Source organism: Chloroflexota bacterium (assembly GCA_011322445.1).
In the GTDB taxonomy this organism is placed as follows: Bacteria; Chloroflexota; Anaerolineae; order Anaerolineales; family DRMV01; genus DRMV01.
This window is the reverse complement of the sequence record DRMV01000029.1, coordinates 1-26,241: the sequence shown is the minus strand read 5'-3', so window position 1 is coordinate 26,241 and position 26,241 is coordinate 1. Positions and strand designations below refer to the sequence as shown.

General features: G+C 63.4%; 28 protein-coding genes and 2 tRNA genes. 4 read left to right on the top strand and 26 right to left on the bottom strand.

Features of this window, described 5'->3' with window-relative positions; translation table 11 throughout:
• Positions 1-598 (top strand): carbohydrate kinase family protein (locus ENJ54_05165; GenBank protein HFC09226.1); only part of this gene is annotated, 598 nt, incomplete at its 5' end.
• Between the two features lie 7 nt (positions 599-605).
• Here ENJ54_05165 and ENJ54_05160 read toward each other — a convergent pair.
• The 19 genes from ENJ54_05160 to ENJ54_05070 form a co-directional block, all read right to left on the bottom strand.
• Positions 606-1,436 carry a hypothetical protein gene (locus ENJ54_05160; GenBank protein HFC09225.1) on the bottom strand — a complete coding sequence of 277 codons (831 nt, stop codon included), beginning with the start codon at positions 1,434-1,436 and terminating at the stop codon, positions 606-608.
• Between the two features lie 33 nt (positions 1,437-1,469).
• Entirely contained in the window at positions 1,470-2,222 is a 753-nt protein-coding gene (locus ENJ54_05155) for a hypothetical protein (protein HFC09224.1), read from the bottom strand.
• 62 nt (positions 2,223-2,284) lie between these two features.
• A complete protein-coding gene (locus ENJ54_05150) occupies positions 2,285-2,932 on the bottom strand; it encodes a uracil-DNA glycosylase (GenBank protein ID HFC09223.1) in 648 nt (215 codons plus the stop codon).
• Positions 2,932-3,744, bottom strand: a complete 813-nt coding sequence (gene pgeF, locus ENJ54_05145; protein HFC09222.1) for a peptidoglycan editing factor PgeF — start codon at positions 3,742-3,744, stop codon at positions 2,932-2,934. Before pgeF ends, ENJ54_05150 begins: the two co-directional genes overlap by 1 nt.
• A gap of 49 nt (positions 3,745-3,793) precedes the next feature.
• The gene (locus ENJ54_05140) at positions 3,794-4,765 is read right to left on the bottom strand and encodes a DUF2085 domain-containing protein (GenBank protein HFC09221.1); all 972 of its coding nucleotides are present in this window, start codon (positions 4,763-4,765) and stop codon (positions 3,794-3,796) included.
• On the bottom strand, positions 4,762-5,349 hold the full coding sequence (locus ENJ54_05135; GenBank protein HFC09220.1) for a TlpA family protein disulfide reductase: 588 nt from the start codon (positions 5,347-5,349) through the stop codon (positions 4,762-4,764). Before ENJ54_05135 ends, ENJ54_05140 begins: the two co-directional genes overlap by 4 nt.
• Positions 5,350-5,351: 2 nt before the next feature.
• Positions 5,352-6,059: a cytochrome c biogenesis protein CcdA gene (locus ENJ54_05130; GenBank protein ID HFC09219.1), complete on the bottom strand. Its 708-nt coding sequence runs from the start codon at positions 6,057-6,059 to the stop codon at positions 5,352-5,354.
• Positions 6,060-6,138: 79 nt separating this feature from the next.
• Positions 6,139-7,086, bottom strand: coding sequence for a ribonuclease Z (locus tag ENJ54_05125; protein ID HFC09218.1), 948 nt, complete (start codon positions 7,084-7,086; stop codon positions 6,139-6,141).
• Positions 7,087-7,125: 39 nt separating this feature from the next.
• A complete protein-coding gene (locus ENJ54_05120; GenBank protein HFC09217.1) occupies positions 7,126-8,136 on the bottom strand; it encodes a flippase-like domain-containing protein in 1,011 nt (336 codons plus the stop codon).
• Between the two features lie 15 nt (positions 8,137-8,151).
• The gene (locus ENJ54_05115; protein ID HFC09216.1) at positions 8,152-9,297 is read right to left on the bottom strand and encodes a tRNA 4-thiouridine(8) synthase ThiI; all 1,146 of its coding nucleotides are present in this window, start codon (positions 9,295-9,297) and stop codon (positions 8,152-8,154) included.
• 1 nt (position 9,298) lies between these two features.
• Entirely contained in the window at positions 9,299-10,381 is a 1,083-nt protein-coding gene (locus tag ENJ54_05110; GenBank protein ID HFC09215.1) for an inorganic phosphate transporter, read from the bottom strand.
• Positions 10,350-10,841 carry a DUF456 domain-containing protein gene (locus ENJ54_05105; GenBank protein ID HFC09214.1) on the bottom strand — a complete coding sequence of 164 codons (492 nt, stop codon included), beginning with the start codon at positions 10,839-10,841 and terminating at the stop codon, positions 10,350-10,352. The genes ENJ54_05110 and ENJ54_05105 overlap by 32 nt, the downstream gene beginning before the upstream one ends.
• A gap of 18 nt (positions 10,842-10,859) precedes the next feature.
• Positions 10,860-12,134: a serine--tRNA ligase gene (locus tag ENJ54_05100; GenBank protein HFC09213.1), complete on the bottom strand. Its 1,275-nt coding sequence runs from the start codon at positions 12,132-12,134 to the stop codon at positions 10,860-10,862.
• A 342-nt stretch (positions 12,135-12,476) separates the two neighbouring features.
• On the bottom strand, positions 12,477-13,187 hold the full coding sequence (rsmG, locus tag ENJ54_05095; GenBank protein ID HFC09212.1) for a 16S rRNA (guanine(527)-N(7))-methyltransferase RsmG: 711 nt from the start codon (positions 13,185-13,187) through the stop codon (positions 12,477-12,479).
• A gap of 132 nt (positions 13,188-13,319) precedes the next feature.
• Positions 13,320-13,562: a translation initiation factor IF-1 gene (locus ENJ54_05090; GenBank protein ID HFC09211.1), complete on the bottom strand. Its 243-nt coding sequence runs from the start codon at positions 13,560-13,562 to the stop codon at positions 13,320-13,322.
• Positions 13,563-13,588: 26 nt separating this feature from the next.
• Positions 13,589-13,843: a 30S ribosomal protein S21 gene (gene rpsU / locus ENJ54_05085; GenBank protein HFC09210.1), complete on the bottom strand. Its 255-nt coding sequence runs from the start codon at positions 13,841-13,843 to the stop codon at positions 13,589-13,591.
• Between the two features lie 209 nt (positions 13,844-14,052).
• Positions 14,053-15,417 (bottom strand): putative aminohydrolase SsnA, encoded by a 1,365-nt coding sequence (ssnA, locus tag ENJ54_05080; protein ID HFC09209.1) that lies wholly within the window; start codon positions 15,415-15,417, stop codon positions 14,053-14,055.
• 75 nt (positions 15,418-15,492) lie between these two features.
• On the bottom strand, positions 15,493-16,623 hold the full coding sequence (locus ENJ54_05075; protein ID HFC09208.1) for an NUDIX domain-containing protein: 1,131 nt from the start codon (positions 16,621-16,623) through the stop codon (positions 15,493-15,495).
• Positions 16,624-16,721: 98 nt separating this feature from the next.
• Positions 16,722-16,799: transfer RNA gene (locus ENJ54_05070), tRNA-Pro, on the bottom strand.
• 112 nt (positions 16,800-16,911) lie between these two features.
• On the opposite strand from ENJ54_05070, the gene ENJ54_05065 reads away from it, so the two are divergent.
• From ENJ54_05065 to ENJ54_05055, 3 genes are all read left to right on the top strand, one after another.
• The gene (locus ENJ54_05065; protein ID HFC09207.1) at positions 16,912-17,529 is read left to right on the top strand and encodes a CDP-alcohol phosphatidyltransferase family protein; all 618 of its coding nucleotides are present in this window, start codon (positions 16,912-16,914) and stop codon (positions 17,527-17,529) included.
• A 70-nt stretch (positions 17,530-17,599) separates the two neighbouring features.
• The gene (locus tag ENJ54_05060; protein ID HFC09206.1) at positions 17,600-18,505 is read left to right on the top strand and encodes a hypothetical protein; all 906 of its coding nucleotides are present in this window, start codon (positions 17,600-17,602) and stop codon (positions 18,503-18,505) included.
• Positions 18,451-19,089, top strand: a complete 639-nt coding sequence (locus ENJ54_05055; protein HFC09205.1) for a phosphatase PAP2 family protein — start codon at positions 18,451-18,453, stop codon at positions 19,087-19,089. The genes ENJ54_05060 and ENJ54_05055 overlap by 55 nt, the downstream gene beginning before the upstream one ends.
• Positions 19,090-19,154: 65 nt before the next feature.
• Here ENJ54_05055 and ENJ54_05050 read toward each other — a convergent pair whose 3' ends face one another.
• The 7 genes from ENJ54_05050 to ENJ54_05020 all read right to left on the bottom strand — a co-directional run bounded on the left by ENJ54_05050 (position 19,155) and on the right by ENJ54_05020 (position 26,049).
• On the bottom strand, positions 19,155-19,568 hold the full coding sequence (locus tag ENJ54_05050; GenBank protein HFC09204.1) for a YjbQ family protein: 414 nt from the start codon (positions 19,566-19,568) through the stop codon (positions 19,155-19,157).
• 164 nt (positions 19,569-19,732) lie between these two features.
• Entirely contained in the window at positions 19,733-21,550 is a 1,818-nt protein-coding gene (locus ENJ54_05045; GenBank protein ID HFC09203.1) for a threonine--tRNA ligase, read from the bottom strand.
• Between the two features lie 386 nt (positions 21,551-21,936).
• Positions 21,937-22,013: transfer RNA gene (locus tag ENJ54_05040), tRNA-Val, on the bottom strand.
• Between the two features lie 45 nt (positions 22,014-22,058).
• The gene (locus tag ENJ54_05035) at positions 22,059-22,802 is read right to left on the bottom strand and encodes a class I SAM-dependent methyltransferase (GenBank protein ID HFC09202.1); all 744 of its coding nucleotides are present in this window, start codon (positions 22,800-22,802) and stop codon (positions 22,059-22,061) included.
• 15 nt (positions 22,803-22,817) lie between these two features.
• Entirely contained in the window at positions 22,818-23,729 is a 912-nt protein-coding gene (locus ENJ54_05030) for a site-specific DNA-methyltransferase (GenBank protein HFC09201.1), read from the bottom strand.
• Positions 23,722-24,660 (bottom strand): lipoyl synthase, encoded by a 939-nt coding sequence (gene lipA / locus ENJ54_05025; protein ID HFC09200.1) that lies wholly within the window; start codon positions 24,658-24,660, stop codon positions 23,722-23,724. Before lipA ends, ENJ54_05030 begins: the two co-directional genes overlap by 8 nt.
• A 39-nt stretch (positions 24,661-24,699) precedes the next feature.
• Positions 24,700-26,049, bottom strand: a complete 1,350-nt coding sequence (locus ENJ54_05020; GenBank protein HFC09199.1) for a nodulation protein NfeD — start codon at positions 26,047-26,049, stop codon at positions 24,700-24,702.
• Positions 26,050-26,241: the final 192 nt, after the last annotated feature.

Below are 26,241 nucleotides of genomic sequence, written 5' to 3'. Positions count from 1 at the left end.
GCCGCGCTTCATCCACACTTCCGGTGCGAACGCCCACCTCACCCCCAACCGCCTCCGCCCCGCCGATTACGCCGCTGCGGGGGCGCGCTGGCTGCACATTGGCGGCTATTTCGTGCTCCCCGGCCTGCTCACGCCCGACCTTGCCCCGGTGCTGGAAGCCGCCCGCGGCCTGCGTACGTCGCTGGATGTGGTCACTTCGCCCGCGATGGCAAACCCCGCCCCTCTCTGGCCACTGCTGCCCCACCTCGACGCCTTTTTCTGCAACGCCCACGAAGGCCGCCGCATCACCGGCGAAAGTGAACCGGAGGCCATCACCGCCGCCCTCGCGGCGAAAGGCGCCGCCACGGTGCTGGTCAAACTCGGCGCGGCGGGCTGCTACGTGCACAGCGCCGACTTCCGCGGTGTGGTGCCTGCACCCCCTGCGCCGCGCGTGGTCGACACCACCGGCGCGGGCGATGCCTTCGCCGCGGGCTACATCGCTGCCGCGCTGGGCGGGGCTTTCCCCAAAGAAGCCGCGGCAGCGGGCAACCGTGCTGGTGCGCAGGCTGTCACCGCCCTCGGCGCAATTGCCGCCTTCCCGCCGCCTTCCGAGAAATGAACCACCGCTATCGCGCTGCCAGCCCTCGCCGCCCCCACCACGGCCAGAAATGGCGCCCCTGGGCAAACGGCTCGCTGGGTAGAGGGAAAGTCGCCCACAACGGCCGCCAGAGTTCAACCCCCCCCCGGCCGGTCACGCCAATGGTAGCCGCATACTTGCGGTCCGTCCATTGATAAAACTGCCCCTCGCCGGGGTGCTGAGGGTCGTAAAGCATCACTTCCCGCACCACATAGTAACCCTGGGCTTTCAGGTTGAGGTTGGTGACGGCATACACCCGCCCGGCCGCGTCCACCCGGCTGACCACTAAAATGTGCTCGAAAGTGTCGCCCGGCCCGGCGTAGAGGTAGAGCAAATCGCCCGGCTGCAGGGGGAAAGCCCGGAAATCCACCTTGTCCAGCGGTTGGGTGAAGCGGGTGTGACAAAAGCGCTCGGGGGGCAACACTTTGCGGATAGTGCTCCAGTCGGTACGCGGGTTGAGCAGCCAGAAGCGGGAAAGCGGTGTTTGCGGCGGCACCAGCCCTGCCCCCCGCAGAATAGCCAGCGAAAGGGGGCCGCACATATTGGAAGGCGAGGGGAAGCGTGTGAACCCCAACCGGCGCGCCACGGCCTCGGCAGCAGGCTGATCAGGAGCAATGTACGTCCGCGCCACTGCATCCAATCGCGCCTGCCATGTCGGCGGCGGTGCGTTCTCCGGCACAGTGCGGCAATCCACGTAGGGGCGCGGGGTTGGCAAAGGGGGGCGCGCCTCGGCAACCCACTGCGGCACAGCCAGCCCTCTCAACACCGCCAACGAGAGCGCCAACAACACAAAAGCCCACAACCGGCGGTAAGCGGTCATGGGCATGATTCTACCATCCAAGCCAGCCAGGCGCTATGGCGACAAAACCACCTCTTTGAGCGCCTGCAAATGCTGAATCAGCGCCCGCAACTGGCGGTCGGCGTAGCCGGGGGAATCCAAATTGGCCTGAATATCGGCCGCCTGCTTCTGCATCTGGGCTACCAGGTCGCGGTGAGCAGTAGGGGTCTTTTGCTGCAACGCCTGCAAGGCTCGCCCCAACGCCTCGGCGTGCAGGCTGGCCCCCGTAGCATCTTCGTCTTTCAACGCCAGGCGCACGGCATACGCCTCAGCCAGCGCATCCGATAAGGCGGCTTCCAGCATCGCCCGGTCGCTCGCTTGTTGGGCGCTTTCCACTTCTTCCTGCAGCGCATCGCGCTGGGATTGCACCTGTTGTAACTGCGTCTGGAGATCCTGGACCTGCTGCGCGGCCTGCTGGGCCTGGGCCTGGGCCTGACGTGCTGCGTTTCGCGCGGGCACATACAATCGCCAAGTCGCCGCCACGAAACCAAGCCCAAACACCACCAAAACCACAAGCGTCCAGCGCCAAAGGCGGCGCAAGAAACGCCTGGCCTTGCTGGGCGGCTTAGACTGAGGTGGCTCAGCGGGCTGGCCTTCCGCCGCGGGGGGCAGTTCAGGAGCCGAAGCAGGGGCAGCCCCCGCTTCGGGGTTGGTTTCTGCGGCAGGCGGGGTTGCTACCGCGGGCGAAGGCGTCGCTCCGGCAGCGGGAGCGGGCGTTTCCGGGGCTTCAGAGGTATTCTGCGGGGCAGAGAACGGTTCTTCGGGCATGGTGCACCTCCTTCCAATGGCCTTATTGTACCACCCCTCACTGCCAACGCTGCCAGCAGCCCCTATTCCTCTTTTATCCCACCGATGCCGTCGGGGAACATGCGTGCCATGTGGGCCGCAATGCGCGCCACCGCCTGCCGCACCAGGGCACGGTTGGCTTCGCTCTGATGCCAGCGGCTGGCCCCGGAGGGGTGCGGCAGCGGCACCACCCAACGCCCCTCAACCTGCTTTTCGGTGCCAATGATTTCGCTCAGCCTGGCCTTTTGGGGGTAAAACATATTGATTGCCAACCGCCCCACAGGCAAAATCAGTTCGGGGTCCACCAGGGCGATTTCGGCTTCCAGGAAAGGGCGGCAGAGCATCTGCTCTTTGCGGCTTGGGGCGCGGTCACCACTGCCCGATTTGGCGCGGCCAGGATAACACTTGGTGACCGAGGTCATGTATTGCGTGCGGCGGAACCAGGTTTCCTCGATGCCCGCGTCGGCCAGCCAGCGGAAGAGGCGCGAGCCGCTGCCCGCGTTGAACGGCCGCCCGGCTTCCACTTCGGTGATGCCGGGGGCCTGGCCAATGACCATGATGCGCGCCCCCACATGGCCGGAATAAATCGGGCGGGGGTGCACCCAATAGCCCGCCTCTAAACAGGCACGACACACAGCAATGCGTTCCCGCAGCGCCTCCAGTTGGGCACGACGGGCAGCCAGATCGTCCATCAGGAAGCCTCCATCGTGCGCGGCAGCGCCAGCAAAGCCCCAAACCGCCCCGTGCGGCCATGCTCGGCGCGGTGAGAATACCAATCATCCAGATGGCAAGCCGTGCACAGCGCCGCCACCTCAATTTGTTCGGCAGGCACACCGGCGCGCAAGAGTTGCAGGCGGTTGGCCTCCCATAAATCCAGGTGAAAGCGGTCGCCATAGCGGGGCAGCAGACGGCCGGCTGCTTCGCCGAAGGCTTCCCGCACCTGCGCCACCACCTCGTCGCCCACTTCGTAATGGTCAGGGCCGATGGCCGGGCCAATGGCCGCCAGCAAATCGGCAGGGCGGCTGCCGAAGGCTTCCTGCATGGCTCCCACCGCCGCGGCCGCAGCCCCCAACACCGTGCCCCGCCACCCCGCGTGCGCCAGCCCAATGGCCTGATGGCGCGGATCGTAGAGCAAAACAGGCACACAGTCGCCGTAGCGCATTACTAAGGTGACTTCGGGGCGGTTGGTGAGGATGATGTCGGCCTTCGGCGGCGGCTCGGGGGCCGTCACCGACCGGGGGGCCTGCGCCACCACGGCTTCCCGGCCATGCACCAGCCAGGCATCGAAACGGCTGGCAACCGAAAGTTCCAGGGCCTCAAACGCTCGCCAAATGTTGTATTGCACCCGCCCCCAATCGTCGCCCACGGTCGAACCCATGTTGAGGGAAGTCCATGGCGCAGGGCTGGCCCCGCCGCGGCGGGTAAACACGCCATGCACCACACCGTGGCGGGCCAGATTGCTAAAAGTGTAGTAACGCAAGCCTTGATGTTCAGTGAAAGGCATGGGGGAGAGTCAGATAGTCAGGTAGTCGGGTAGTCGGCGAGTCGGCCAGTCAGGCATTGCGGCGGTCTTCACCGTAGACGGCGCGCGAGATGTGAAAGCGGGCTTCCAACGCTTTAACGTTCTGCCGCATGCTCTCTTCGACCAGGGGATAACCAAACCAAGCCGTTGTAAAGCCAAACAAAAAGCCGGTAATGGTGCGCAGCAAGGGCGTGCTCTCGCGATAGGGCAGGAAAGAATGCGGCATCTGGCTCAACAACTGACTGAAGCCATCCAGCCCAATGGGAAGCCACCCCAGCAACAGCCAGAGATACCAGGGCAGCGGCGGAATGCGGCGGCGGGTGAGGCCATAGAGCAGGCCAAAGAGCAAGATCGCGCCGTAGATGGCAATATCGCGTTCACAAATGGCAACTTTGAATCCCACCGTGCGGTTGCCGATAAACCGCCGCGCCTGCCAAAGGTCGTTAGGGTTCAGGCCAGTAGCCTCGCCGTAAGGCTCCAGACCGGGCACGTGCGCCGCGGCACGCGGGTAGGCAGGCTGTTCGCCAAAAAGAAACCACGAGCGGAAAGCCAACTGGTGACAGGTTGCACCATAAACGGTGTAAATGGCTTTGGCAGGGGTGGTCAACCCCGCCTCCATCAAAGTTGGTGCGAGAAACGGCAAACCGACATACAACCCAACCAGCAGGTTGAACACCAGCAGCCAATGCTTGCTAAACCAGTAGATAAACCGCTCGGTGGCGTTGACGCGACGCGGGGCCATTTGCCGTCCTTCGGCCTGGCCTTTGGCCGCCGCTCGCAGGGCGATCAAAATGCGGGTGCGGTTAAGGTCGCCATCCAGGGTATAAGGCCCAATGCGTAGCATGGGGGTGCGCCCGGCCAGTTTTTCGGCCAGGCCGACGTTTTGGGAAACATCGACCGTGACCACGCGATGAGGCACTTCGCCTTGCAAATCTTCCAGCAGGCTGCGAAGCGCCTCAACACCCTCGTCTTCCGGGCGAGTGTAAAGTACCACGGTGATCATGGCGTCACGCCAATGCTCTGCAAGCCGGCCCGCAGGTCGCCTTCCTGCAACATGCCGACGTGCATGTAACGGATCACCCCGTCTTTGTCAATGAAAAAGGTGGTCGGGAAACCCTGAATGCGGTACATCTGCACCAACGCTTGCTGAGGGTCAAGCAACACCGTGAAGGTAAAGCCTTTTTGCTTGATGAAATCGGCTACCTGGCTGGCTGGTTCGGCATCGTTGACGGCCAGCATGACATAATCGTTCTGGTGCTTGACGTAATATTGCTGCAGCATGGGCATCTCGGCACGGCACGGCGGGCACCAGGTCGCCCAGAAGTTGAGCACCACGGGCTTACCGCGAAAATCTTGCAGGTGCACGATTTTGCCGTCCAGGGTTTCCGCCGCGAACGAGGGGGCGTTGGCCCCTACCACAGGAGCAGAAGCCCGCTCCGAGCCGCTGCTGTTCCCCTTGAGCAACATGCTGCCGCCCCACACAGCCAGAAACAACCCCACAATCAGCAAAGCCCCACGCAGCAGGGCGGTTTCCGGCGAGGTGGTGCTGGCACGTTTTCGGGACTTCGTGTATTTTTTTCGAGCCATGACTACAATCCTAAGTTGAAGAGATTACCCAACCGGGCGATGTAAGAGAACACGCCAAGCGTCAGCATCGCGCCCACGATGATGAGCGTGATGCCCATCAAAATTTCCACAATGCGGCTGAGACGGCTGTATTTCTGCAAAATCACCGTCACCCAGTCGATGCTGAGGGCCGCCAGCAGGAAAGGCACCGCCAGCCCGGCAGAGTAAGCCGTCAGCAGCACGGCCCCCTGGGCAATGGAACCGCCGTTGAGCGCAATGGTCAAAATCGCGCCCAGCACCGGCCCAACGCACGGGCTCCAGCCAGCAGAGAAGAAAATCCCCATCAATGCCGAGGAAAGCAATCCTTTGCTGTCGATCTCCGCGTCGGGGCGGATGTCGTATTCCAGAAACGGAATGCGCACGATACCGGTCATGTGAATGCCGAAAATGACCACAATTACGCCGCCGATTCTTGCCAGCCACTCGCGCACGCTGTAAAGCAGACCGCCCAACGCCGAGGTTGCCACCCCCAACGAAATAAAGACCAGGCTAAACCCCAACACGAAAGCCAACCCGTGCATCAAAGCCTTGCCACGCTGCTTGCCGGCGGTGGTTTCGGCCAAAGCACGCCCGCTGAGGTAACTGATGTAAGCAGGCACCAGGGGCAGCACACAAGGCGAGAGGAAAGAAGCCAACCCGGCCACAAAAGCCAGGCCAATGGTGACGTTCATGCACACCTCCAAAGCGAGGGTCGTCGTTCACCGCCCGCAGGCGATGGGGTGAATTTTACCAAACTTTTCGGGGAAGGCGTCAGCGCCGTGGCGGGCGTTCCAGCAACACTTCGCCACGGCGGATCTGAAAGTGGTCGAAATCACGCGCCACGAAGGTGTTGGGGAAGACCTGGCGCGCTTCCCGCAGGACGTCTTGTTCGCGATAGCGGCGGGAAAGATGAGTGAGAATCAGTTGCCCCACCTCAGCGCGGGCTGCCAGTTCCGCCGCCTGCCGCGCCGTGAGGTGGGCAAACCGTCGCGCCATGTCGGCTTCCTCTTCCAGGTAAGTCGCTTCAATGACCAGCGCATCCGCGCCCCGGCAGGTTTCCACCAGTTCGTCGGTGCGCCCCACATCGCCAATGTGAACGTAACGCACCCCGCGGCGCGGGGGGCCAAGCACGGCATCGGGCTGAATCACGCGTCCATCGGGCAGCCGCGCGGGGCGGCCTTCCACCAGGTCGCGGCGCCACGGCCCCGGCGGCACCCCCAGCGCCTCGGCCTTTTCGGGCAAAAAGGGGCGGCGGCTCTTCTCTTCAAAGCGATAGCCGTAGCAATCTGGCCCACGGTGCCACACCGGGAAGGCCGTTATCGTGAAATCGTCGGCCTCAAAAATCACGCCCGGCGTCACAGGAATGAGCGCCAGTTCCATGGGTGGGCGATGCCCCCCCAAGACCACGTCATACAACAAGATGCGGATGCGTTCCAGCGCCCACGCCCCGGCGTAGATCTCCAGCCGCTCGATGGCCTCCCAGCGCATGAAAGTGGAGAGCAGCCCCCCCAGCCCCAGGATATGGTCCAGGTGGCCGTGGGTGATCAAAATGCGGTTGAGGCGCTTGAAGCCCACCCCGGCGCGCAGAATCTGCCGCTGGGTGCCCTCGCCGCAATCGAGCAAAAAGCGGTGCTCGTTGTGTTGAATGATGTGCGCCGAAAGCCCGCGATGCACCGAGGGCGCCGAAGCCGATGTGCCTAAAAAAGTGAGTTCAAACAAGGGAAAACTCCAGCGGAGGAGGTATGGTTCGTTGCTTCGTTAGTTCGTTGCTTCGTCTTCCCGCAGGGCCTCGACCTGTGCAGGCTTGATGCCTTCCTGGGCGAGGTAATAAGCGCCCAGCAGGGTAATCGGTAGCCACAACGCGCCGTGCAGCACCAAAGTATACCCCGCCGCGAGGCCTTTTTCCACCCCATAGGCCATCAGCACGGCAATGCCGGGGGTATCGAAAGTGCCCACATAACCGGGGGCCGAAGGCAGGGTGGTCGCCAGGTTGACCACACCGTTCATCAGCATAAGCGCAAAGAAACTGACATGGAAAGGGAAAGCGTGCATCACCAGCCAGTATTTGCCGGTTTCCAGCAGCCAGATGACCAGCGAGGTAAGGAACACCATCAGGGCTTCCTGGGGCGAGCGCAGCGCCTCGAGACCGGAAAGGAATTTGCGCCCCACGCTCAACACACGCTCGCGAAAGCGCTCAGGCACCCAGCGCACACCCCACACCAGCACCGCCTCGGCCCGCTGCGGGAACATCGCCGCCAGCAAAAAAGCCAGCAGCGCCCCCAAAAAGGCCACCGCCCCGCCAATGGCAAGGTTCTGAATACTGCCTACAAAGCCGGAATCAGCCGTCAGGCGGGTAAGTTCCGGCAGGTTGAGAAAGACAAACGCCAGCATCACCACGCCATCGTACACGCGCTCGACCAAAATGGTGCTCAGCGAAGCCGAAACCGGCACCCCCTCGTGCCGCTTGAGCAGCACCGCCCGCAGCACCTCGCCCGCACGTGCGGGGTAGATGTTGTTGCCCATATAGCCGATGGCCACCAGGCGGAACATCGTCCGTACCGGCACCGACTTGATGGGACGCACCAGGTAATGCCAGCGCCACGCCCGCACCACCACGGCCAAAAAGTACACCGCAATGCCCGGCAGCAGCCACCAGTAATTGGCGTGGCGCAACGCCGACCAAAACTCGGCCAGCCGCATCCCCTTCAGGGCAAGGTAAAGGAACCCCGCGCTGACGGCCAACCCCAGCAAGAAATGCCATCGTTTCATGCCAGCCACCTCGCCTCATGCGCCATAGACACGCACCTCGTCCTGCGCCAGGGTCTCTTCCAGCAACGAGGGGATATCCAGCAAGGCTTCCATCTCGGCCACGCGCTGCAAATTGGCGCGCGTCGCGGGCTTGCGCGCCAGCAAAGCGCAGCCATCGCGGTAAGGCTGCTTGGCCAGGTCGTAAAAATCCAGCCGCTCGCCCAGGTCGATAATCTCTTGCTTGCTCCACGCCAGCAGCGGGCGAAAAATCGGGAAGCCTTCCAGTGCAGCGTTGACGGCCAGCATGTTTTCCAGCGTTTGGGAAGCCACCTGCCCCAGGCTATCGCCGCTGAAAACCGCCTGGCCGCCTTCCCGCCGGGCAATGGCCGCCGCCGCGCGGGCCATGAACCGGCGGAACGTCACCACCCGATAAGGCTGATACTTTTGCGGCAAATCGGCAGCCCGCCAGTGATAGGGGCGGTAGGGCAAATAATGCACCTTCAGGCCGGGAATGTAGCCTCCCAACCGCGCGGCCAGTTGCCCCACCTTCTGCACATGGGCTTCCTCGGCCTCTTCGAAAACATGGAAGTGCACCAACGACAACCGGGCACCGCGCCGCGCCATCAGGTAGGCCGCGAGCACCGAATCGATGCCGCCCGAATACAGCCCCACAAGTTTGCCGCTCACGCCCACCGGGAACCCACTGGGGCCAGGGTGCCGCCCGGCAAAAACGAAAACCGCCCCCGGCGCGACTTCCACAAACACCTCCACATCAGGGGCATCCAGGTTCACCCCCATGCCCGTGGCCTCGGCCACCGCAGCGCCCACCACGCGGCCGATCTCCTGCGAGTTCAGCGGGAAACGCTTTTCGGCACGGCGGGCGCGGATGGCAAACGTCTTCCCCGGGGCGGCCTGCCGCCGGGCTTCGGCCACCGCCGCGGCGGTCATGGCTTCCACTTCAGCAGCCACGACGGTGACTTCCGCCCACCATGCCACGCCAAACACATCGCCGAAATCTTCCGCCTGGGGGCTTTCAGCCACCAGCCGCCCCATCAGGTGTTCTACCGAAGTCACCGCCGGGTGCTGCCGACGAATGTTGCGGCGCAACTGATTGATGAAATCGCGGCGGTTGTGCCCTTTGAGGCCAATTTCACTACTGTAATGGATGAGATAGGTTGGCATCTTACAATCCTATGGCGTGCAGCAACAAATAAAACCCGGCCGCCACCAGGCCACTAATCGGAATGGTGAGAATCCAGGCATAAACCATATCACCGGCAATTTGCCAGCGCACCTTGTTGATGCGCTCGGCTGCCCCTGAGCCCATGAGCGCCGAGGTCATCACGTGGGTGGTGCTCACAGGGCCGCCCAACAAGGAAGCCCCACCAATGACCACGGCGCTGGCAACCTGGGAACTGAAACCGTGAATCGGCCGAATGCGGAACACGCGCCCCCCCAGCGTCAAAATAAGCCGCCAGCCCCCCAAACTCGCACCCACCCCCATCACAATGGCCGACAACAACACTACCCAAAACGGCACCGCAAAATGCGGAATCTGGCCGCTCACCACCAATGCCAGCGTGAGCACCCCCATGGTTTTCTGCGAATCGTTGGCGCCGTGGCTCATCGCCAGCCCAATGGCCGTCAACAACTGGCCACGCCGGAAGACTTCACCCATGCGCGGCGAGGCATTCCGGAAGGTGACGAAGTTGAACTTGGTGACGATATAGCCCGCGAAAAAGCCCAAAAAAGGCGAACTAAAAAGCGCAATCAACACGCGCGTCAACCCCGGCCAGCGAATCACGCCCACACCGCGGGCGATCACCGCCGCCCCCAACAGCCCTCCCACCAGCGCGTGGGAAGAGGAAGAGGGAATCCCAAACCACCAGGTGATGAGATTCCAAACGTTAGCGCCGATCAAAGCAGCCGCCAGAATGGTCAGGGTAATGGCCTCCCCATAGAACATATCGGCGCCGATGGCTTTCGCCACCGCCGAACCAAAAACCAACGGCCCCAGGAACTCACCCACAGCCACCCAAAGCAAAGTGGTGCGAGGGCGCAAGGCCCGCGTGGAAATCAACGGTGCCGCGATGTTCGGACTATCGTGAAAACCGTTCAAAAAGCCATAAGTCAGCCCTAATGCAATCACAACGAACAGCACGAAGCAACCTCCTTCCAATAACGATGCAGAGACCCATGCAACAAGAGCGCCCGCGCAGCCCCCTCGCGAGCGGCTACCATGCCCAAAAAGCAGCCCACAGGGCAATCATCACCACGCCCAGGCCAAAGCGCACCACAAAAGCCCAGCCACAGCCCCAAAGATAGCCGCGGGTGGCTTCCCAGGCGGCGCGATGGTCGCGCTGGCGCAAGTATTCCACCCCCAGCAACACCAGCGGGGCAGCAACCAGCCCACCCAACGGTGGGAAGAAATAGGTGCCCGCCAGCCCCCCAGCCAGGGCCAGGGCAATGCTATACCATGCCGCCCCACCCACATGCGCCCCGCGAGCCATCAAGATGTTGTCAATGACCACGCCCACCAGCATCAGCACGGTCAGGGCTGCAAACACCCACACCCCGCCGCCGCCAAAACCGGCAGCCAGGCCATAGCCCAACGCCGCCAGCCAGATGACCACAATGCCAGGGAAAATCGGCACCACCAGCCCAAACAGCCCCACCAACATGACGATTAGCGTGGCTATGCGAAGCGTCAGGCCCAGCCAGTTCATCGCGTCTCCTCGCACCGGTTACGCCGGTCGGATGACTTCCAGCCCCCCCATGTAAGGCCGCAACACTTCCGGCACCACCACGCTGCCATCGGCCTGCTGGTAGTTCTCCAGCACCGCAATCATGGTGCGCGGCAGGCCCAACCCCGAACCGTTGAGGGTGTGCAGGAAGCGGGGCTTCTTGCTGCCCTGCGGACGATAGCGAATGTTGGCCCGGCGCGCCTGGAAATCGCCGACGTTGGAAACCGAGGAAACCTCCAGCCATTCGCCGCTGCCGGGCGCCCAAACTTCCAGGTCGTAAGTGATGCGGGCTGCAAAGCCCAGATCGCCGGTGCAAAGTTGCACCACCCGATAGGTCAGCCCCAGTTCGGCCAGGGTGGCTTCGGCATCAGCAAGCATTTTTTCCAGCGCCTTATCCGATTCCTCCGGACGGGTGTAGATATACATCTCGACCTTGTCGAACTGGTGCCCGCGCTTGATACCGCGCACGTCGCGGCCGGCGCTCATCTTTTCCCGCCGGAAGCAGGGCGTGTAGGCGGTATAGTAGCGCGGCAGGTCGTCTTCCTCGAAAATCTCGCCTATGTGCATGCCGGTCAGCGGCACCTCGGCCGTCGGCACCCACCAGAAATCCTCTTCGGCATCGTGGTAGAGGTTGTCACGGAATTTGGGCAACTGCCCCGAAGCAAAAACCACGGCTTCCTTGACCATGAACGGCGGGTAGATTTCGGTGTAGCCCTGGCGGCGGTGGAGGTCAAGCATCCAGGCAATCAGGGCGCGTTCCAGTTGAGCGCCAGCCCCTTTGAGGATGTAAAAGCGGCTTCCGCTCAGTTTGACGCCGCGCTCGAAATCCATGATGCCCAGTTGCGGGCCAAGTTCCCAGTGAGGGCGGGGCTCGAAATCCATCTGCGGCACCTCGCCCACCTGCCGGAGCACGACGTTCTCGCTCTCATCGCGGCCTTCCGGCACCCGCGCGTCGGGGATGTTGGGAATAGTCGCCAGCAAATGATGCAGTTGCGCCTCTTTTTCTCGCAGGGCTTCGTCGAGGGAAGCAATCTCAGCGCGCACCTGCCGCATGGCGGCAATTTTCTCTTCGCGCGCGGCGGGGTCTTTGGCGCGGCCGATTTCTTTGGAAACCCGATTGCGCTCGGCCTTCAAGGCTTCGCTTTTCTGGATGAGGGCGCGGCGCTCGGCATCGAGGGCGAGCACTTCGTCAACAATAGCCGGGCGCATCTGGCGTTTGCGCAGCGCCTCGCGCACCACTTCGGGGTCTTCGCGGAACAGACGAATGTCCAGCATTTCACACCTCCTGGCGAATGGCAAAGCGCCCCCCGCGCGCAGGACGAGGGGGGCGCTCGTGGTGCCACCTGCATTCACAGCCGCGCTGCGGCTGCCTCTGGGCGCTGTAACGGGCGCAACCCGATACCCCTTACGGCGGCCACCGCCGCCCCTCCGGGGATGCCCCGGTGTTGCCACCGGCGGGGTGGATTTCGCCGCTGCGCCGACCGCCTCGCACCATCCGGCGGCTCGCTGCACAGCGCCCACGGCTACTTGGCCCCGCGCTGGGCTTCGCTTTCTTGAATGTGGGCAGATTATAACGAAGGGCGGGCAGTTTGTCCAGCGGCGGCGCAGGCCATCGCTTCACAACGGCCGTTTGGCCGGCACCCCCACCCGCCGCGGGTAGCCCGCCGGGGTGGCAGCGCGCTTGCGCACGACAATCAAATAGCGCGTTTCGGTGATGCCCGGCAGCGTTAGCGGCTGCACCCGTTCCAGATCGCCGCCCAACACGGCAAAGGCGTGGCGGGCTGCCTGAACTTCCGCCGGGCCGGTTTCCCCTTTTTGCGCGAGCATGGCGCCTTCCAGCCGCACCAGCGGCAGTAAATATTCGGCCAAAATTGGCAACCGGGCCACGGCCCGCGCCACTGCCCAATCGTAAGATTCCCGGTGACTCGGCTGCCGCCCCACCTCTTCAGCCCGCCCGGTGATGACCTCCACCCCCTCCAGCCCCAGCGCATCCACCACATGACGGCAAAACTCGGCCTTCTTACCCACCGATTCCACCAGGGTCAGGCGCATGTCGGGGCAGGCAATTTTCAGCGCCAGCCCAGGGAAGCCCGCACCAGTGCCCACATCGACGACACGCTTGCCATCGAGGCAGCCTGTCACGGTGAGCACACTGAGAGAATCCAAAAAGTGCTTGACGACAATCTGCTCGGGTTCCCGAATGGCCGTCAGGTTGAAACGCCGGTTCCATGCCAGCAGTTCCTGCAGGTAGCGGTCAAAAGCAGCCTGCTGAGCAGGTGTCAGACGCCAATGCAGCCAGCGTTGGGCCAGGCGGGCAAGGTCTTCCATACGGGTTTCCTCGCAAGGTCAAAGGAAGCAAAACAGCCCTGGGGCGAACCGCCGGGGCTGTTTCACATATCAAGGCACGGGGGCTGCACGCAAAAAAGCGGCAGGCACCCCCACGCACACACTTCGGAGGTGTTACGCGGCGTTCTGCTGCGGGCGGGAACGCTTGTAGCGGTAGGTAATGCGTCCACGGCTCAGGTCGTAAGGGGACATTTCCACCCGCACCCGGTCGCCCAGCAGAATGCGAATGTAATACTTCCGCATCTTGCCGGAAAGGTAGGCCAGGATCTCATGGCCGTTATCCAGCCGCACTTTGAACTGCGTGCCGGGGAGGGCCTCAATCACTGTGCCTTCCACTTCAATTTTTTCCTCTGCCATCGAACAACACCTCCGAAAAGTGGGGCTTAGCGGCCCTTTTGGCGCTCCTGAATCTTACGCAAGCGCCGCCGCATTCGCCGAATTGCCTTTTTCTTCTGCATCCGATTCAATTCACTCTTGGAGACATACCAGCGCTTCCGACGCACGGCGCTCAGAATGCCGCTCTTCGCAACCTGCTTGCGGAACCGGCGCAGAAGTTGCTCGGATGTCTCGTTGGGGCGTAACACTACGCTGACGGGCAAAGGTCTCACCTCCCTTCTGTCGTGAATTTTGCCTGCCATGGGAGGGCATAAAAAACTCGGCTGCGTCCACACGCGGCCGAGTCGGGTTGACAACCTGAAAGGGGTCAAACACTATGCCACATCGCCATGGAAAGCACTCCTGAGAAAGACCTCAGCCTCAGCAAACCGCGGACGCACAAGAATTATACCCCCGCGGCACAGTTTTTGCCAAGTTTTTGCCAACGCTCGGCCCAACTCACAAGCGCCTGCTACGCTGCGCCCAGCACGCGCTGATAGGCTTCCCACACCTGCGGCGCTTTGGCGCGGGCTTCGGCAGCGATGCGGGCTTCGTCAAGGGTGAGCAGTTCCCGCTCACGCATCAGCACCTCCCCCGCCACGATGGTCGTGGTAATCATGCGCTCGTAAGCGCCAAAAATCAGGTGCCAGGGCAAATTGTCGGGGGTTACGGGCGTGTGGGGGTGGAAATCGGCCAGGATGATATCCGCCGCCGCGCCGGGTTCCAGTACGCCCAGCCGCGCCACGGGGAAGTAGAGGTTGGCGAGGGCGCGGTTGTTTTCCACCAGCAGGCGCATCACCGTGTTGCCATCCATCCGGCGGGGGTCGCGGTGTGCCAGTTTATGCACGAAATAGGCAAAGCGGGCTTCTTCCCACATCGCGCTGGGGAAGCCGTCGGTGCCCAGCCCCACGCGGATGCCCATGCGCAGCATTTCTTCCACCCGCGCCGTGCCTACCGCGTTGTTCATGTTGGAACGCGGCTGATGCGTCACCCAGGTACCGCTTTCGGCCAGCAGCGCCATTTCGCGGGCATCCACATGCACGGCGTGCGCCACAATGGTGCGCTCGCCTAAGATACCGTGCTTTGCCAGCCGGTCGACCACCCGCAGGCCGGTGCGGGCAAGGCTGTCATCTTCGTCGGATTCGTGTTCGGCCACATGGATGTGGAAGCCCACATCGGGCGGGCAGGCTTCGCGGGCCGCCTCCAGGGTGTCGTCGTCCAAACTGAGGCTGGCGTGCAAGCCAAAAGTGGCCGCCAAGCGCTGTGTGGGGGTGTTGTAGTCGCTTTCCTGCTTCACGGCCTCAGCAAAGCGGACGTTTTCGGCAATGCTTTCACGCGCGCTGGCTTTGCCGTAGCGGTCGGTCACCTCGTAAGCCAGCACGGCGCGCACGCCGGCGCGGCGCACGGCCTCGGCGATCACATCCAGCGAGCCGGCAAGGGCATTGGGCGAGGCGTGGTGGTCAAAAAGGGTGGTCGCGCCGTTGCGGATGGCGTCCACCAGCATCACCTCGGCAGAAAGCCGCACGGCTTCCTCGTCCAGCGCCTGGTCCAAAGGCCACCAGAGGCGCTGCAAAATTTCGGGGAACACCTTAGGCGCAGGGCCGGGGATGGCCATGCCCCGGGCAAAGGCGCCATAAAAATGGGTGTGCGCTACAATCTGGCCGGGGAAAGCCCACTGGCCGCGGGCATCGAGCCGTTCTTCCGCGGGGTAACGGGCTTCCAGAACGTCGGTAGGGCCGATTTCGGCAATCACACCATCGCGAACGAGCAACGCATGGTCGGGGAGGATGCAGCGTTGGTCGTCCCAGGTCACAAGGGTGGTGTTGGTGATAAGCATAGGAGCCTCCAAAAAAGCAACCACAGGTTTCGCAGATGGGCGCAGTTTTTTCTGTGAAATCCGCATCATCGGCGGTTAATCAAACACGGTTTCCCAATGGTCGGCGCGAGCGGCGGCAAAGGCGTCTTCCAGCAAGCGGCGGGGGGTGCGGTAGGGCGAAAGGTCGGTCGGCAGGTCGTCGTAGGCGAAAAAAGCCACCTCGGTGGTCTCAATGCTGGGGCGGGCTTCGCCTTCCAGCAAATCGCACAGGAAAGCCACCTTGAAAGCGTGGTAGAGGTGCAGTTTGCCGGGCACCCGGTTGGCATCGTACACGCCGATGAGGCGGCGGGCTTTCACCTGGAAACCGGCCTCTTCCAGCACTTCTCGCTCGGCCGCGCCAGAAGGCGTATCGCCCACGTCGGCCCAGCCGCCGGGCAGGCACCAGCGCCCATCGGAAGCATCCCGCACGAGCAAAATACGCCCCTCCGCGTCAAAGACCGCCGCCCGCACATCCACCCGCGGGGTGGCATAGCCTTCGGGGCGGGTGTAGAGTTCATGCACCGGCTCCGGCGGCAAATGCCCGGCCGCGCGGGTGATTTCCTCAGCCAGCGCCATCAGGTGCCGGAAGCGCTCCTGCTGGTAGGGGTTTTCGGCGTAGTGCAGGCCGGTTTGCGCTTCGGCCTGAATTTGCCGCGCCCACGCCAGCCAGCGAGGAATTTCCGGCGGCGGCGCAGGGGGGCGGGGGGCGGTTTCGGCGCACATTTTCAGCGCGGCGAACTGGCCTTCGGTTTCCACCGCCCCGGGGATGTATTGACGCAGCCAATTGCGAGCGCGCTCGGCATCCCACCCCCAGCGCAAGCGGGCCATGCAGGCTGCAAGCAAGCCGGTGCGGCCATGCCCCACAAAGCAGTGCGCGGCCACCGTGCGGCCGCTGCGCAGCCAGGCCAGGGCCTGCTCGGCAGCCCAATGCAACGCGGCAGGAGCCGGGGCTTCCAGGTCGGGGATGGGGAAATGCAGCACTTCCAGGCCGTGACGGCGGTAGAACGTCGGCAGGTCGCAGGCCGTGCGGGCGAGGGCTTCTTCGGTAGGCGTGAGCACCACCACGCCCTCCACGCCCACGCGCCGGTACGCCCGCCAGAGATCGCCGTCGGGGTCGTAGGCGGAAAAGGGCATCGGGCTGCGGAAAAACGTGCCGGGGAGGTCAAAAGGGAGTTGGGTGAGGGACATGGGAGGGGAGTCGGATAGTCGGATAGTCGGATAGTCAGGGAGTCGGGTGGGGGTTATTATAAATGAGAAAAAGCCCGCAATGAAGTATTGCGGGCTGCTGGTCGGGGCGCCGAGATTTGAACTCGGGACCTCTTCAACCCCATTGAAGCGCGCTAGCCGGACTGCGCCACGCCCCGACAGGCAACGGCGATTATACTCATCCCCCCGCAATTTGGCAAGGTTTTCGCGCCCTTGCCATTCCCTCCAGAAGATGCTAAACTAACGGCACACTCTTTTTGGGTAGGCAACATGGCCAATCTCATCACTTTAGCCCGTTTTCCTCTCCTCTTTCTTTACGTCGCATTTCTGTACTATGGCGGCTTCTCCCTGCGCTTCTGGAGTGCGCTGTTCATCATTGTCATCATTGCAATGGACAGCATCGACGGCATCGTCGCCCGGGCGCGGGGCGAAACCAGCCTGTTAGGAAGCGCCTTAGATATTGCCACCGACCGCACGCTGGAAATCATTTTGTGGGTGGTCTTTGCCCATTTAGGGCTGATTTCCATCGTGGTGCCGCTCATCGTGATCACTCGGGGCACCACGGTGGATGCCATGCGGGCGGTGGGCATGAGCAACGGATTGCCCCCCTTCGAGCAAGTCAAATCACCCATTAGCCGTTTTCTGGTGGCTTCGCGCTTCATGCGCAGCAGTTACGGCTTCCTGAAGGGGGCAGCCTTCACGGCGCTGACCCTCGACCTGGCCTTTCACACCCCAGGCGCGCCGTATCCCGCCTTCCACCCCACCGTGCACACCATCGCGCTGGTGCTGACATGGCTTGCGGTGATCTGGTGCCTGCTGCGGGGCATTCCGGTGCTTGTGGAAAGCTACGACTTACTCAAAAATCCCCCTCCGGCCAAAACCCGCTAAGCCGTCTGCGTTCCCCGCGTGATCACGGGGCCGACGCCCAGGGAAGACGCCAGCCATCACCGAGGAACTCATGGATGTCCAAGACCTCACCACCAGCCGCTACGGTGTCGCCTTTGCCTTGGCTTTGGCGCGCAGTCTGAATCCCCCGCTGGGCTACCGGGTCGCGCGCGGCCTGGCCGATTTCCTGACACTGTTCAAACGTTCACGGCTCATTCAGGCCATCCGGCTGAACCAGTGGGTGGTGCATGGCAAAACCTGGAACGCAGAACAACTCAGCGAGGCCACCCGCGAAGTGCTGCGCCATGCCGGACGCTGCCAATACGACCTCTACCGCCACATGCACGACACCGAGGCCATCCGGCAAATGGTGACGCTGGATGAAAGCGTCTGGCAAGCGGTAGAAGAGAGCCAGGCCAACCGTGCGGGGTATGTCGTCGTCGGGCCGCATCTGAGCAACTTCGACCTGGCCATCAAAGCCGTGGGCATCGCGGGGGTGCGCGCCCAGATTTTGGCCATCGCGACCCCCACCAGCGGCTACCTGTGGCAAAACCGCATCCGTGCCACCCCCGGCGTGGATATTACCCCCATCAGCCCCCGCGCACTCATCCAGGCAGTAGAACGGCTGAAACAGGGCGGCGTGGTGGTGACCGGCGTGGACCGCCCGGTGCCCGGCAAAAAAGCCGTGCTGACCTTTTTCGGCGAGCCCGCCCCCCTGCCTACGGGCCACGTCCGCCTGGCGATGGACGCGCACGTGCCCGTGCGCGTTGTTGCAGCGCGCATGGATGCCGAAGGGCATTACCACGTCACCCTTTCGGAGCCCATCCCCATGCAGGAAAGCGGCAACCGCCGCGCCGACATCCGTGAAAATGCCCAACGGGTGCTCAACGTGGTGGAACGCTACATCCGTCAGCGCCCGTTGCAATGGTTGATGTTCTACCCCGTATGGCCCCATCTGTTGCCGGAAGTCCCCCAATGAACATTCTTACTCCGCTAACCCTGCTGGTCACCGGCAGCATCCTTTTCGCCCTTGGCCTGAGCCACCGCCTGCCCGCTATCGAGCGCTTCGATCGGCGGCTTTTTCTGGCACTGCACCGCCCGCTACGACGCGCATTGCCCTTCTTCCGCGTGCTCTGGGTGCTGGGCACGCTGGAAGGCATCGTGGCCGCGGCAGGGCTGGTGGCCGTGCTGGCCCGCTGGCAAGAAGGCGCGGCCATCCTGCTGGCCTACGGGGTCATCGTTCTGCTGGAACGGATGCTCAAAGGGCGCATCAACCGCCCCCGTCCCTTTCAGGCCATGCCCCAGGAAGCCCAGATGGGGCAACCCCGCCCCCCCAGCGACCCCTCCTTCCCCAGCGGCGATGCGCTGCGGGTGTGGCTGCTGGCTTTTACCGTGGCGCGGCTGCTGCCGCCGACGTGGGGCTGGGCGCTGGTCGGCCTTGCCACACTGGTTTCCTTCGGGCGCATTGCCTTAGGCGTCCATTACCCCCTGGACGTGCTCAGCGGCACCGGCCTGGGGATGGTCGCCGCGGCGCTGGCCGTGTGGCTGCAAGGGTTGCTCTGAGCGCCCCACGTCGCGCCCCCAAAAAGCAACGCCGCCCAACTGAACCGAAGGGCGGCGTTTTTGCATTATGCCAGAATCCACACCAGCACCCGCCGCCGGTGGGGCCGCGTGCGGTGCTCGAAGAGGTAGATGCCCTGCCACGTGCCCAGCATGAGTTGGCCTTCCCCAATGGGAATCGCGACGCTCGGCAGCGTGAGCGCGGCGCGGATGTGCGCGGGCATGTCGTCCACGCCTTCCAGGGTGTGCCGAAACCAGGACTGGCCGTCGGGCACCAGGCGGTCAAAGGCGCCTTCCAGGTCGGCGCGGGCGGTGGGGTCCCAGTTTTCGTTGAGCACCAGCGACGCGCTGGTATGCGGCACAAACAGGAAGCACATGCCGGTTTGTACCCCGCTGGCCGCGACCTTTTCGGCCACCGCGGCGGTGATGTCGTGCAGGCCGCGGCCGGGGGTGTGAATTTTGAGGGTGAAGGTAGACCACATGATAGTCAGATGGTCGGGTAGTCAGGTAGTCCACATGCGCTGAGCGGAGCGCCCGTAGGGCGCGAAGTCGAAGCGCAGTACTCAACAATGCCCTTCGGCTTCAGTGCTCGCTACGCTCGCCCTTCCGCTCAGGGCGCAGGCGGGGCTTTGAGGCGTGCACGAATTTAGATGCCTTCGGCAATGTCGGCCTGGGCTTTTTCCAGGAACGCGGCGACAGGCATGGGGCCGAGGTTCTCGCCGGAACGCAGGCGCACGGCGACGTGTTTGGCTTCCACCTCTTTGTCGCCGACCACCAGCATGTAGGGCACTTTTTGCTTCTGCGCGGTGCGGATTTTGGCGTTCATGCGGGCGCTGCTGTCGTCCACTTCCACCCGCAGGCCGGCGAGGCGCAGTTCCTGCGCCACTTTCTGGCAGTAGGGCACGTGGCGGTCGGCAATGGGAATGAGCACGGCCTGCACCGGTGCCAGCCACACGGGGAACGCGCCCGCGTAGTGCTCGATGAGCACGCCCATGAAGCGCTCGGTGCTGCCCATGATGGCGCGGTGCAGCACCACGGGCGTGTGTTCCTCGCCGTCGGGGCCGATGTAGGTCAGGCCCAGGCGGGCTGGCTGGATGAAATCTACCTGGATGGTGGAAAGTTGCCACTCGCGGCCGAGGGTGTCCTGGGCGATGAAGTCGGCCTTGGGGCCGTAGAAGGCCGCCTCGCCGGTGGCTTCCACATAATCCAGGCCGCTGGCGTCGAGGGCAGCGCGCAACGCCGCTTCGGCTTTATCCCATTTTTCAGGATCGTTCACGTATTTGCCGCCTTCCCCGCGCAGGGAAAGCCGCACCTGGTAGTCGGTCAGGCCGAAGCGCCCCAAAATTTCCTGGATGAGTTCCAGCAGCATCGCAAATTCGCTCTGGATTTGGTCGGGCGTGCAGAAGATGTGGCAGTCGTCTTGGGTCAGCGAGCGCACGCGGGTCAGGCCGTGGAGTTCGCCCTTCTTTTCGTAGCGGTAGACGGTGGCGAATTCCGAAAAGCGCAGGGGCAGTTCGCGGTAGGAATGCTTGCCCATCTTCTTGTAGAGGGTCATGTGGCTGGGGCAGTTCATCGGCTTCAGGCGGAAGCGCTCACCGCTGTTTTTGTCTTCCATGACCGGGAACATGACGTCCGCGTAGTTCTGCAGGTGGCCGGATTTGGCGTACAGGTCTTCCTTGACGATATTGCCCGTCCACACGTGCTGGAAGCCGTAGCGGGTCTGCACTTCCCGGACAAAGGTTTCCAGCAAGTGGCGCACGATCTCGCCCTTGGGGGTGAACATGGGAATGCCGGGGCCGATTTCGTCGGGGGCGAAGTAAAACAGGCCAAGTTCCTTGCCCAGCACGCGGTGATCGCGCTTTTTGGCCTCTTCGCGCCATTGGAGGTACTGGCGCAGTTCCTTGGGGGTTTTCCACGCGGTGCCGTAAATGCGGGTGAGCATGGGCTTGTTCTCGTCGCCCCGCCAGTATGCACCCGCGATGGACATCAGTTTGACGGCTTTGGGGTTGATTTCGGCGCTGTTTTTGACATGCGGCCCGCGGCAGAGGTCGATGAAGGTATCGTGCTGGTAAATGCTGAGGGTGGGCTTTTGCCCTTCGGGCAGCGGTTCGCCGTATTCGTCGGTGCCGCGGCTGAGGATGTCGTCGATGAGTTCCAGTTTGTAGGGCTGGTCTTTGAAAAGTTCCCGCGCCTCTTCGGGGGTGACTTCCCGCCGCACGAAGTCGTGCTTGCCCTTGATGATTTCCTTCATGCGGGCTTCGATTTTCTCCAGGTCGTCCTGGGTGATGGGGCGCGGCAGGTCGAAGTCGTAGTAAAAGCCGTCCTCGATGGGCGGGCCGATGGCAATTTTGGCTTCGGGGAAGTATTCCAGCACGGCCTGGGCCATGATGTGCGCTGCGGAATGGCGAATACGGTAAAGTTCCGATTCGGGGTAGTTCTCAGGGAGTTTGGGTTTTTCGACCATGGGGAGCCTCCGGGGGGTCGGATAGTCAAATTGTTGGATAGTCTGGGCGGTGGCGCAATTCCTCATTCCTGATTCGCTATTAACAAAAAACGCTCCCGCCCGTCTGGGGCGAGAGCGTGCCGCTCACGCGGTTCCACCCAGTTTGGCCTCGAAAGCCGCAACTACCGAAGCCATCTCTGGAGGCCGATAACGGGGCCCAACCGCTTCCCTTACTGGCCCGGAAGGGCGTTCGGGGTCGCGCTCGCGGGGGGTGTTCGCCGAGCCGTTGCCGAGGCAGGCTTTCAGCCGCTGGCCTGCCCTCTCTGGCGGCGGGAACCCGGCTACTCGTCCCGGTCATCGCGCCTGTGTGTACCAACGGCCCCTCGCGGGGCCGGTCGTCGCAAGACAGGTGGGCGGTATAGGACTTGAACCTACGACCTTCGCGATGTCAACGCGACGCTCTAACCAACTGAGCTAACCGCCCACATGCGCCTTGATTATACCGACCTGCAGGCGAATTGGCAAGTTTTCAGCCGCCAATTCGCTCCACCACCCAAAAGTGGGAAAGCCCAAACCAGCGCAGCGGGGTGCGTTCCAGCGCCTGCAGGAAGCCGCGCAACAGCCGCCCGGCGCGCGGGAAGCGGGCGATGATGTTGTCGTATGCGCCGAAAATCACGGTGCGGTGGACGAAACGCACGGGCAAGCCCTCGAAAAGCCGTTCCAGATCGCGGCGGGTGTAGATGCGCACGTGGGGCGCGAGTTTGTCGCGCCAGGGGCGTGGCAGGTAATTGACGAAAGGCTTGTTGCCGAAATGGTAGCGCCCCCGCCAGTAGATGCCGTGGGTTTCAAAGGGATAGCCGCGATTGGGGCAAAACAGCACCAGCCGCCCGCCGGGTTTGAGGGCGCGCACCATCTCGCGCACCGCGGCGGCGTCGTCGGCGACGTGCTCGATGACCTCATGGCTCAAAATCAGGTCAAAGGTCGCCGCGAGGAAGGGCAGCGCCTCACCGGCAGCGTTGACGATGTGCGGGTTGCGGGTGCGGGCCTCTCGCGCGCGGGGGAAGTCGTATTCCAGCCCGACGACCGTACCGCCGTGTTCGGCCAGTTTTTCCACGTACATGCCCACACCACAGCCGTTTTCCAGCACGCGGCCGCGCTCGCGGCCTGCGGCCCAGCGTAAAATCATTTCCAGGCGGCGCTGCTGCCCGGCACGCCAGACATACGAAGGTTCGCCCAGGCGGGCGGCGCGGGTGGGGGTGTCGATGGAGGGCATGGGAAAATTAGGGGATTAGGGATTAGGGATCAGGTTAGCAAGGCGTTGTGAGGCCAGGCGGCAGTATTCGGGCACCACATCGTAGCCCACCCACCGCCGCCCGTGGCGGGCTGCCGCCACCAACGTGCTGCCGGAGCCGGCGAAGGGATCGAGCACCACATCGTCCACGAAGGCATACAGCCGCACCACCCGCTCGGCCAGCGCCACGGGGAACGGCGCAGGATGCCCCACCCGCCGCGCCGATTCCGGCGGAATGCGCCACACCGAGGTGGTGGCTTCCAGAAATTCGTCGCGGCTAATGTCCGATTCGCCCTTGTCGGGGCGGGTGGGCGAGAGTTTCGCCATCACCAGCAGATATTCGTGCACATCGCGCAGGCGGGGCGCTTTGGCGCTCTGCCAGGAACCCCACGCGCAACTGTTCCCCGCGCCTTCGGCCTTCTGCCAGATGATTTCGCCCATCGGCAGGAAGCCGACTTCCAGATGCACCTGCCAGAACAGCGCGGTGAGGGGAATGTAGGGCGTGCGCCCCAGATTGGCAATGTTGACCACATAGCGCCCGCCGGGCACCAGCACCCGCCAGACTTCCCGCGCCACCCGCCCGATGAGCGCCAGGTACTCTTCCAGCCCCAAGTCGTCGTCGTAATCTTTGCCAACGTTGTAAGGCGGAGAGGTGAACGCCAGCCCCACCGCGTTGTCGGGAATTTCGGGCATGGCTTCGGCGGAATGGCAATAAACCCGGTTTTGGCGGTCTTCCCACGCGGAGGAAGGCGTCACGGGGAGGGCGCGCAGTGCTTTCAGCGGCAGCGGTGCGGGCACGCCCGCCGTGGCATAGAGGCGGCGGGCATAAAAAGCCGAGGCGTCGTGGCCTTCCCGGCTTCCGGCGCCAAAGGTGCGGGTAGCGGTGCGCTTGCGGTGGGAATCAGGCATGGCCGTACAACTGGCGGTGCACAATGCTCAACGCCCGCACCTGCTCGGCGGCGTGGTACGAGGAACGCACCAACGGGCCGCTTTCCACCCACTTGAAGCCGATTTCCAGCCCGTAGGCTTTCAGTTCGTCGAATTCTTCGGGGGTGTAATAGCGGTCAATGGGCAGGTGCTTGCGGCTGGGCTGGAGATATTGGCCGATGGTGAGGATGTCCACACCCCAGGAACGCAGGTCGCGCATGGTTTCCTTCACCTCGTCCATGGTTTCGCCCAGCCCCACCATGATGCCCGACTTGGTGAGCACTTCGGGGTCGAGGCGCTTGGCGTTGACCAGAGTAGAGCGCGCCCAGGCGTAGTTATCCTGCGGCTGAACGGCCTTGAAAAGCCGCTTCACGGTTTCCACATTGTGGTTGAGGATTTCCGGGCGGGCTTCCATCACGATGCGCAGGGCTTCGATGCGCCCCTTGAAATCGGGAATGAGCACCTCCACCGAGCAGCCGGGGAGCAGTTCGCGGATGCGGCGGATGACCATCGCGAAAATGGGTGCGCCGCCGTCGCGGCGGTCGTCGCGGGTCACGCTGGTGATGACCGCGTGGCGCAGGTTCATCGTTTTCACCGCCTGGGCGACGCGCTCGGCTTCCATCCAGTCCAGCGGCAGGGGCTTGCCATGCTTGACATCGCAAAAGCCGCACGTGCGGGTGCACACATCGCCTAACAGCAGGAAAGTGGCCGTGCCCGCGCCCCAGCATTCGCCGAGGTTGGGGCACATGGCCTCTTCGCAAACCGTGTGCAGCGCGTGCCCTCGCATCAGGTGGCGAATTTCGGCCACGGTTTCGCCCACGGGGGCTTTGACCTTGAGCCACGGCGGGCGGCGCTTGGGGGTGGTATCCACCACGGCAGGGTTGACGCGGTCGCGGGTGGGGGTGACGGGCATAGGATGGCTCCTCACACAGAAGGTTTTCAGGAGGTGGCGTCATTCTACCACAGGGGTTGCGTCTCCGGACACAGGCCGCACCACCAGATGCACGCCGCGCACTTCCACCACTTCCACCAGATCGCCGGAAGCCACCGCCGTCGCCCCCGGGGCCAGCACCGCCGTCCACAATTCCCCGCCCACCTGCACCGTGCCGCTCTGTCGCGGGGTGATGGCCGTGCGGGCTTCCCCGATTTTGCCTACCAGCGTGCGCACCCGCGCTTCCCCCGTCTGCACGGGGCGTTGCTGCGCCCGCAACGCCAGTGCAACCACCCCCATGGAAACCACCGCCACCGCCAGCCCACTGCCTACCACCAACGGCACGGAAACCCGCTGCCCCGGCAATGCCGCGGGCGTGTTGAAGAGCGTCAGCGCGCCAAAGATGAACGCCGCCAACCCCGCGGCTGTCAACGCGCCGTGGGTGTGCGCTTTGACGTCCAACGCAAACATGGCAAACGAGAGCAGCAAGAAGGCCAGCCCAACCCAGTTTACCGGCAGCAGGCTGAGGCCATAAGCCGCCAGCAGCAGCGACGCCACTCCCACAAACCACGCCGGCCAGTTGGCAGGATGCCAGAGGGCGATCAGCAGCGCCTGTACCCCCAGCCCCAGCAAGATGAACACGATATTGGGGTCGGTGAGGGTGTGAAAAAAGGATTCGCCAATGGTCGGCGGCAAAGGCACGGCTTCCAGCGAAGGGGGCAGGGTCACTTCGCCCGCCACGGTTGTGGTGCTTTGCCCGGCCATTTGATGCAACAGGTCATCCAACGAAGGCGCGAGGAAATCCACCAGCCCAACGCGATGGGCTTCCTCTGCCGAGAGCGCCTGAGCCTCACCGACCATCTTTTCCGCCGCCTGCACCGCCTTCGGGCCGCGGCGTGCCGCGAGGGAACGCGCCAGGGCTTCCAAAATAGCCTTGACCTTGGCTTCCATCGTCTTGCCCAAATCGCCACCCTGCGGCCCCACAGGGCTGGCCGCGCCAATGGCGGTTTCCGGTGCCATAGCCGCCCAATGCCCGGCCAGCGTCACCAGCGCGCCGGCGCTGCCCGCCATTGCTCCGCGCGGCGCCACATACACCACCACTGGCACCGGGCTGTTGCGGATATCCTGCACCATCTTCTCCATCAAGGTGATGCCGCCGCCGGGGGTATCGAGTTCCAACACCACCAGCGCATCATGCTGTTGCTGCGCCGTTGCCAGGCCGCGTTCCAGATATTGCACCATGACCGGCGTCAGCGGCCCCTTCAGGCGCAACACCAGCACCACCCCCTCGCTTTGCGCGCTGGCTGCTTTCACCGCCAGCAGCAAAACAAGGCACACGCCCAGCAGCAACCCTTTGCGCCACACACGCATTGTCCACCTCCACCGCAACCTGACACCGGAACACCTGACACTCCCATTGGGGAGCACTCAAATGTTGTAGAAAAGGAGTCCTCTGGTATAACAGAGATAAACGCATCATCTATCTCTCACCAAAGGACTCCCAAATGAAGTCTACCACAGAACGCATCACCCAAATCAAAGACCTCATCGTTGCTGAACTTC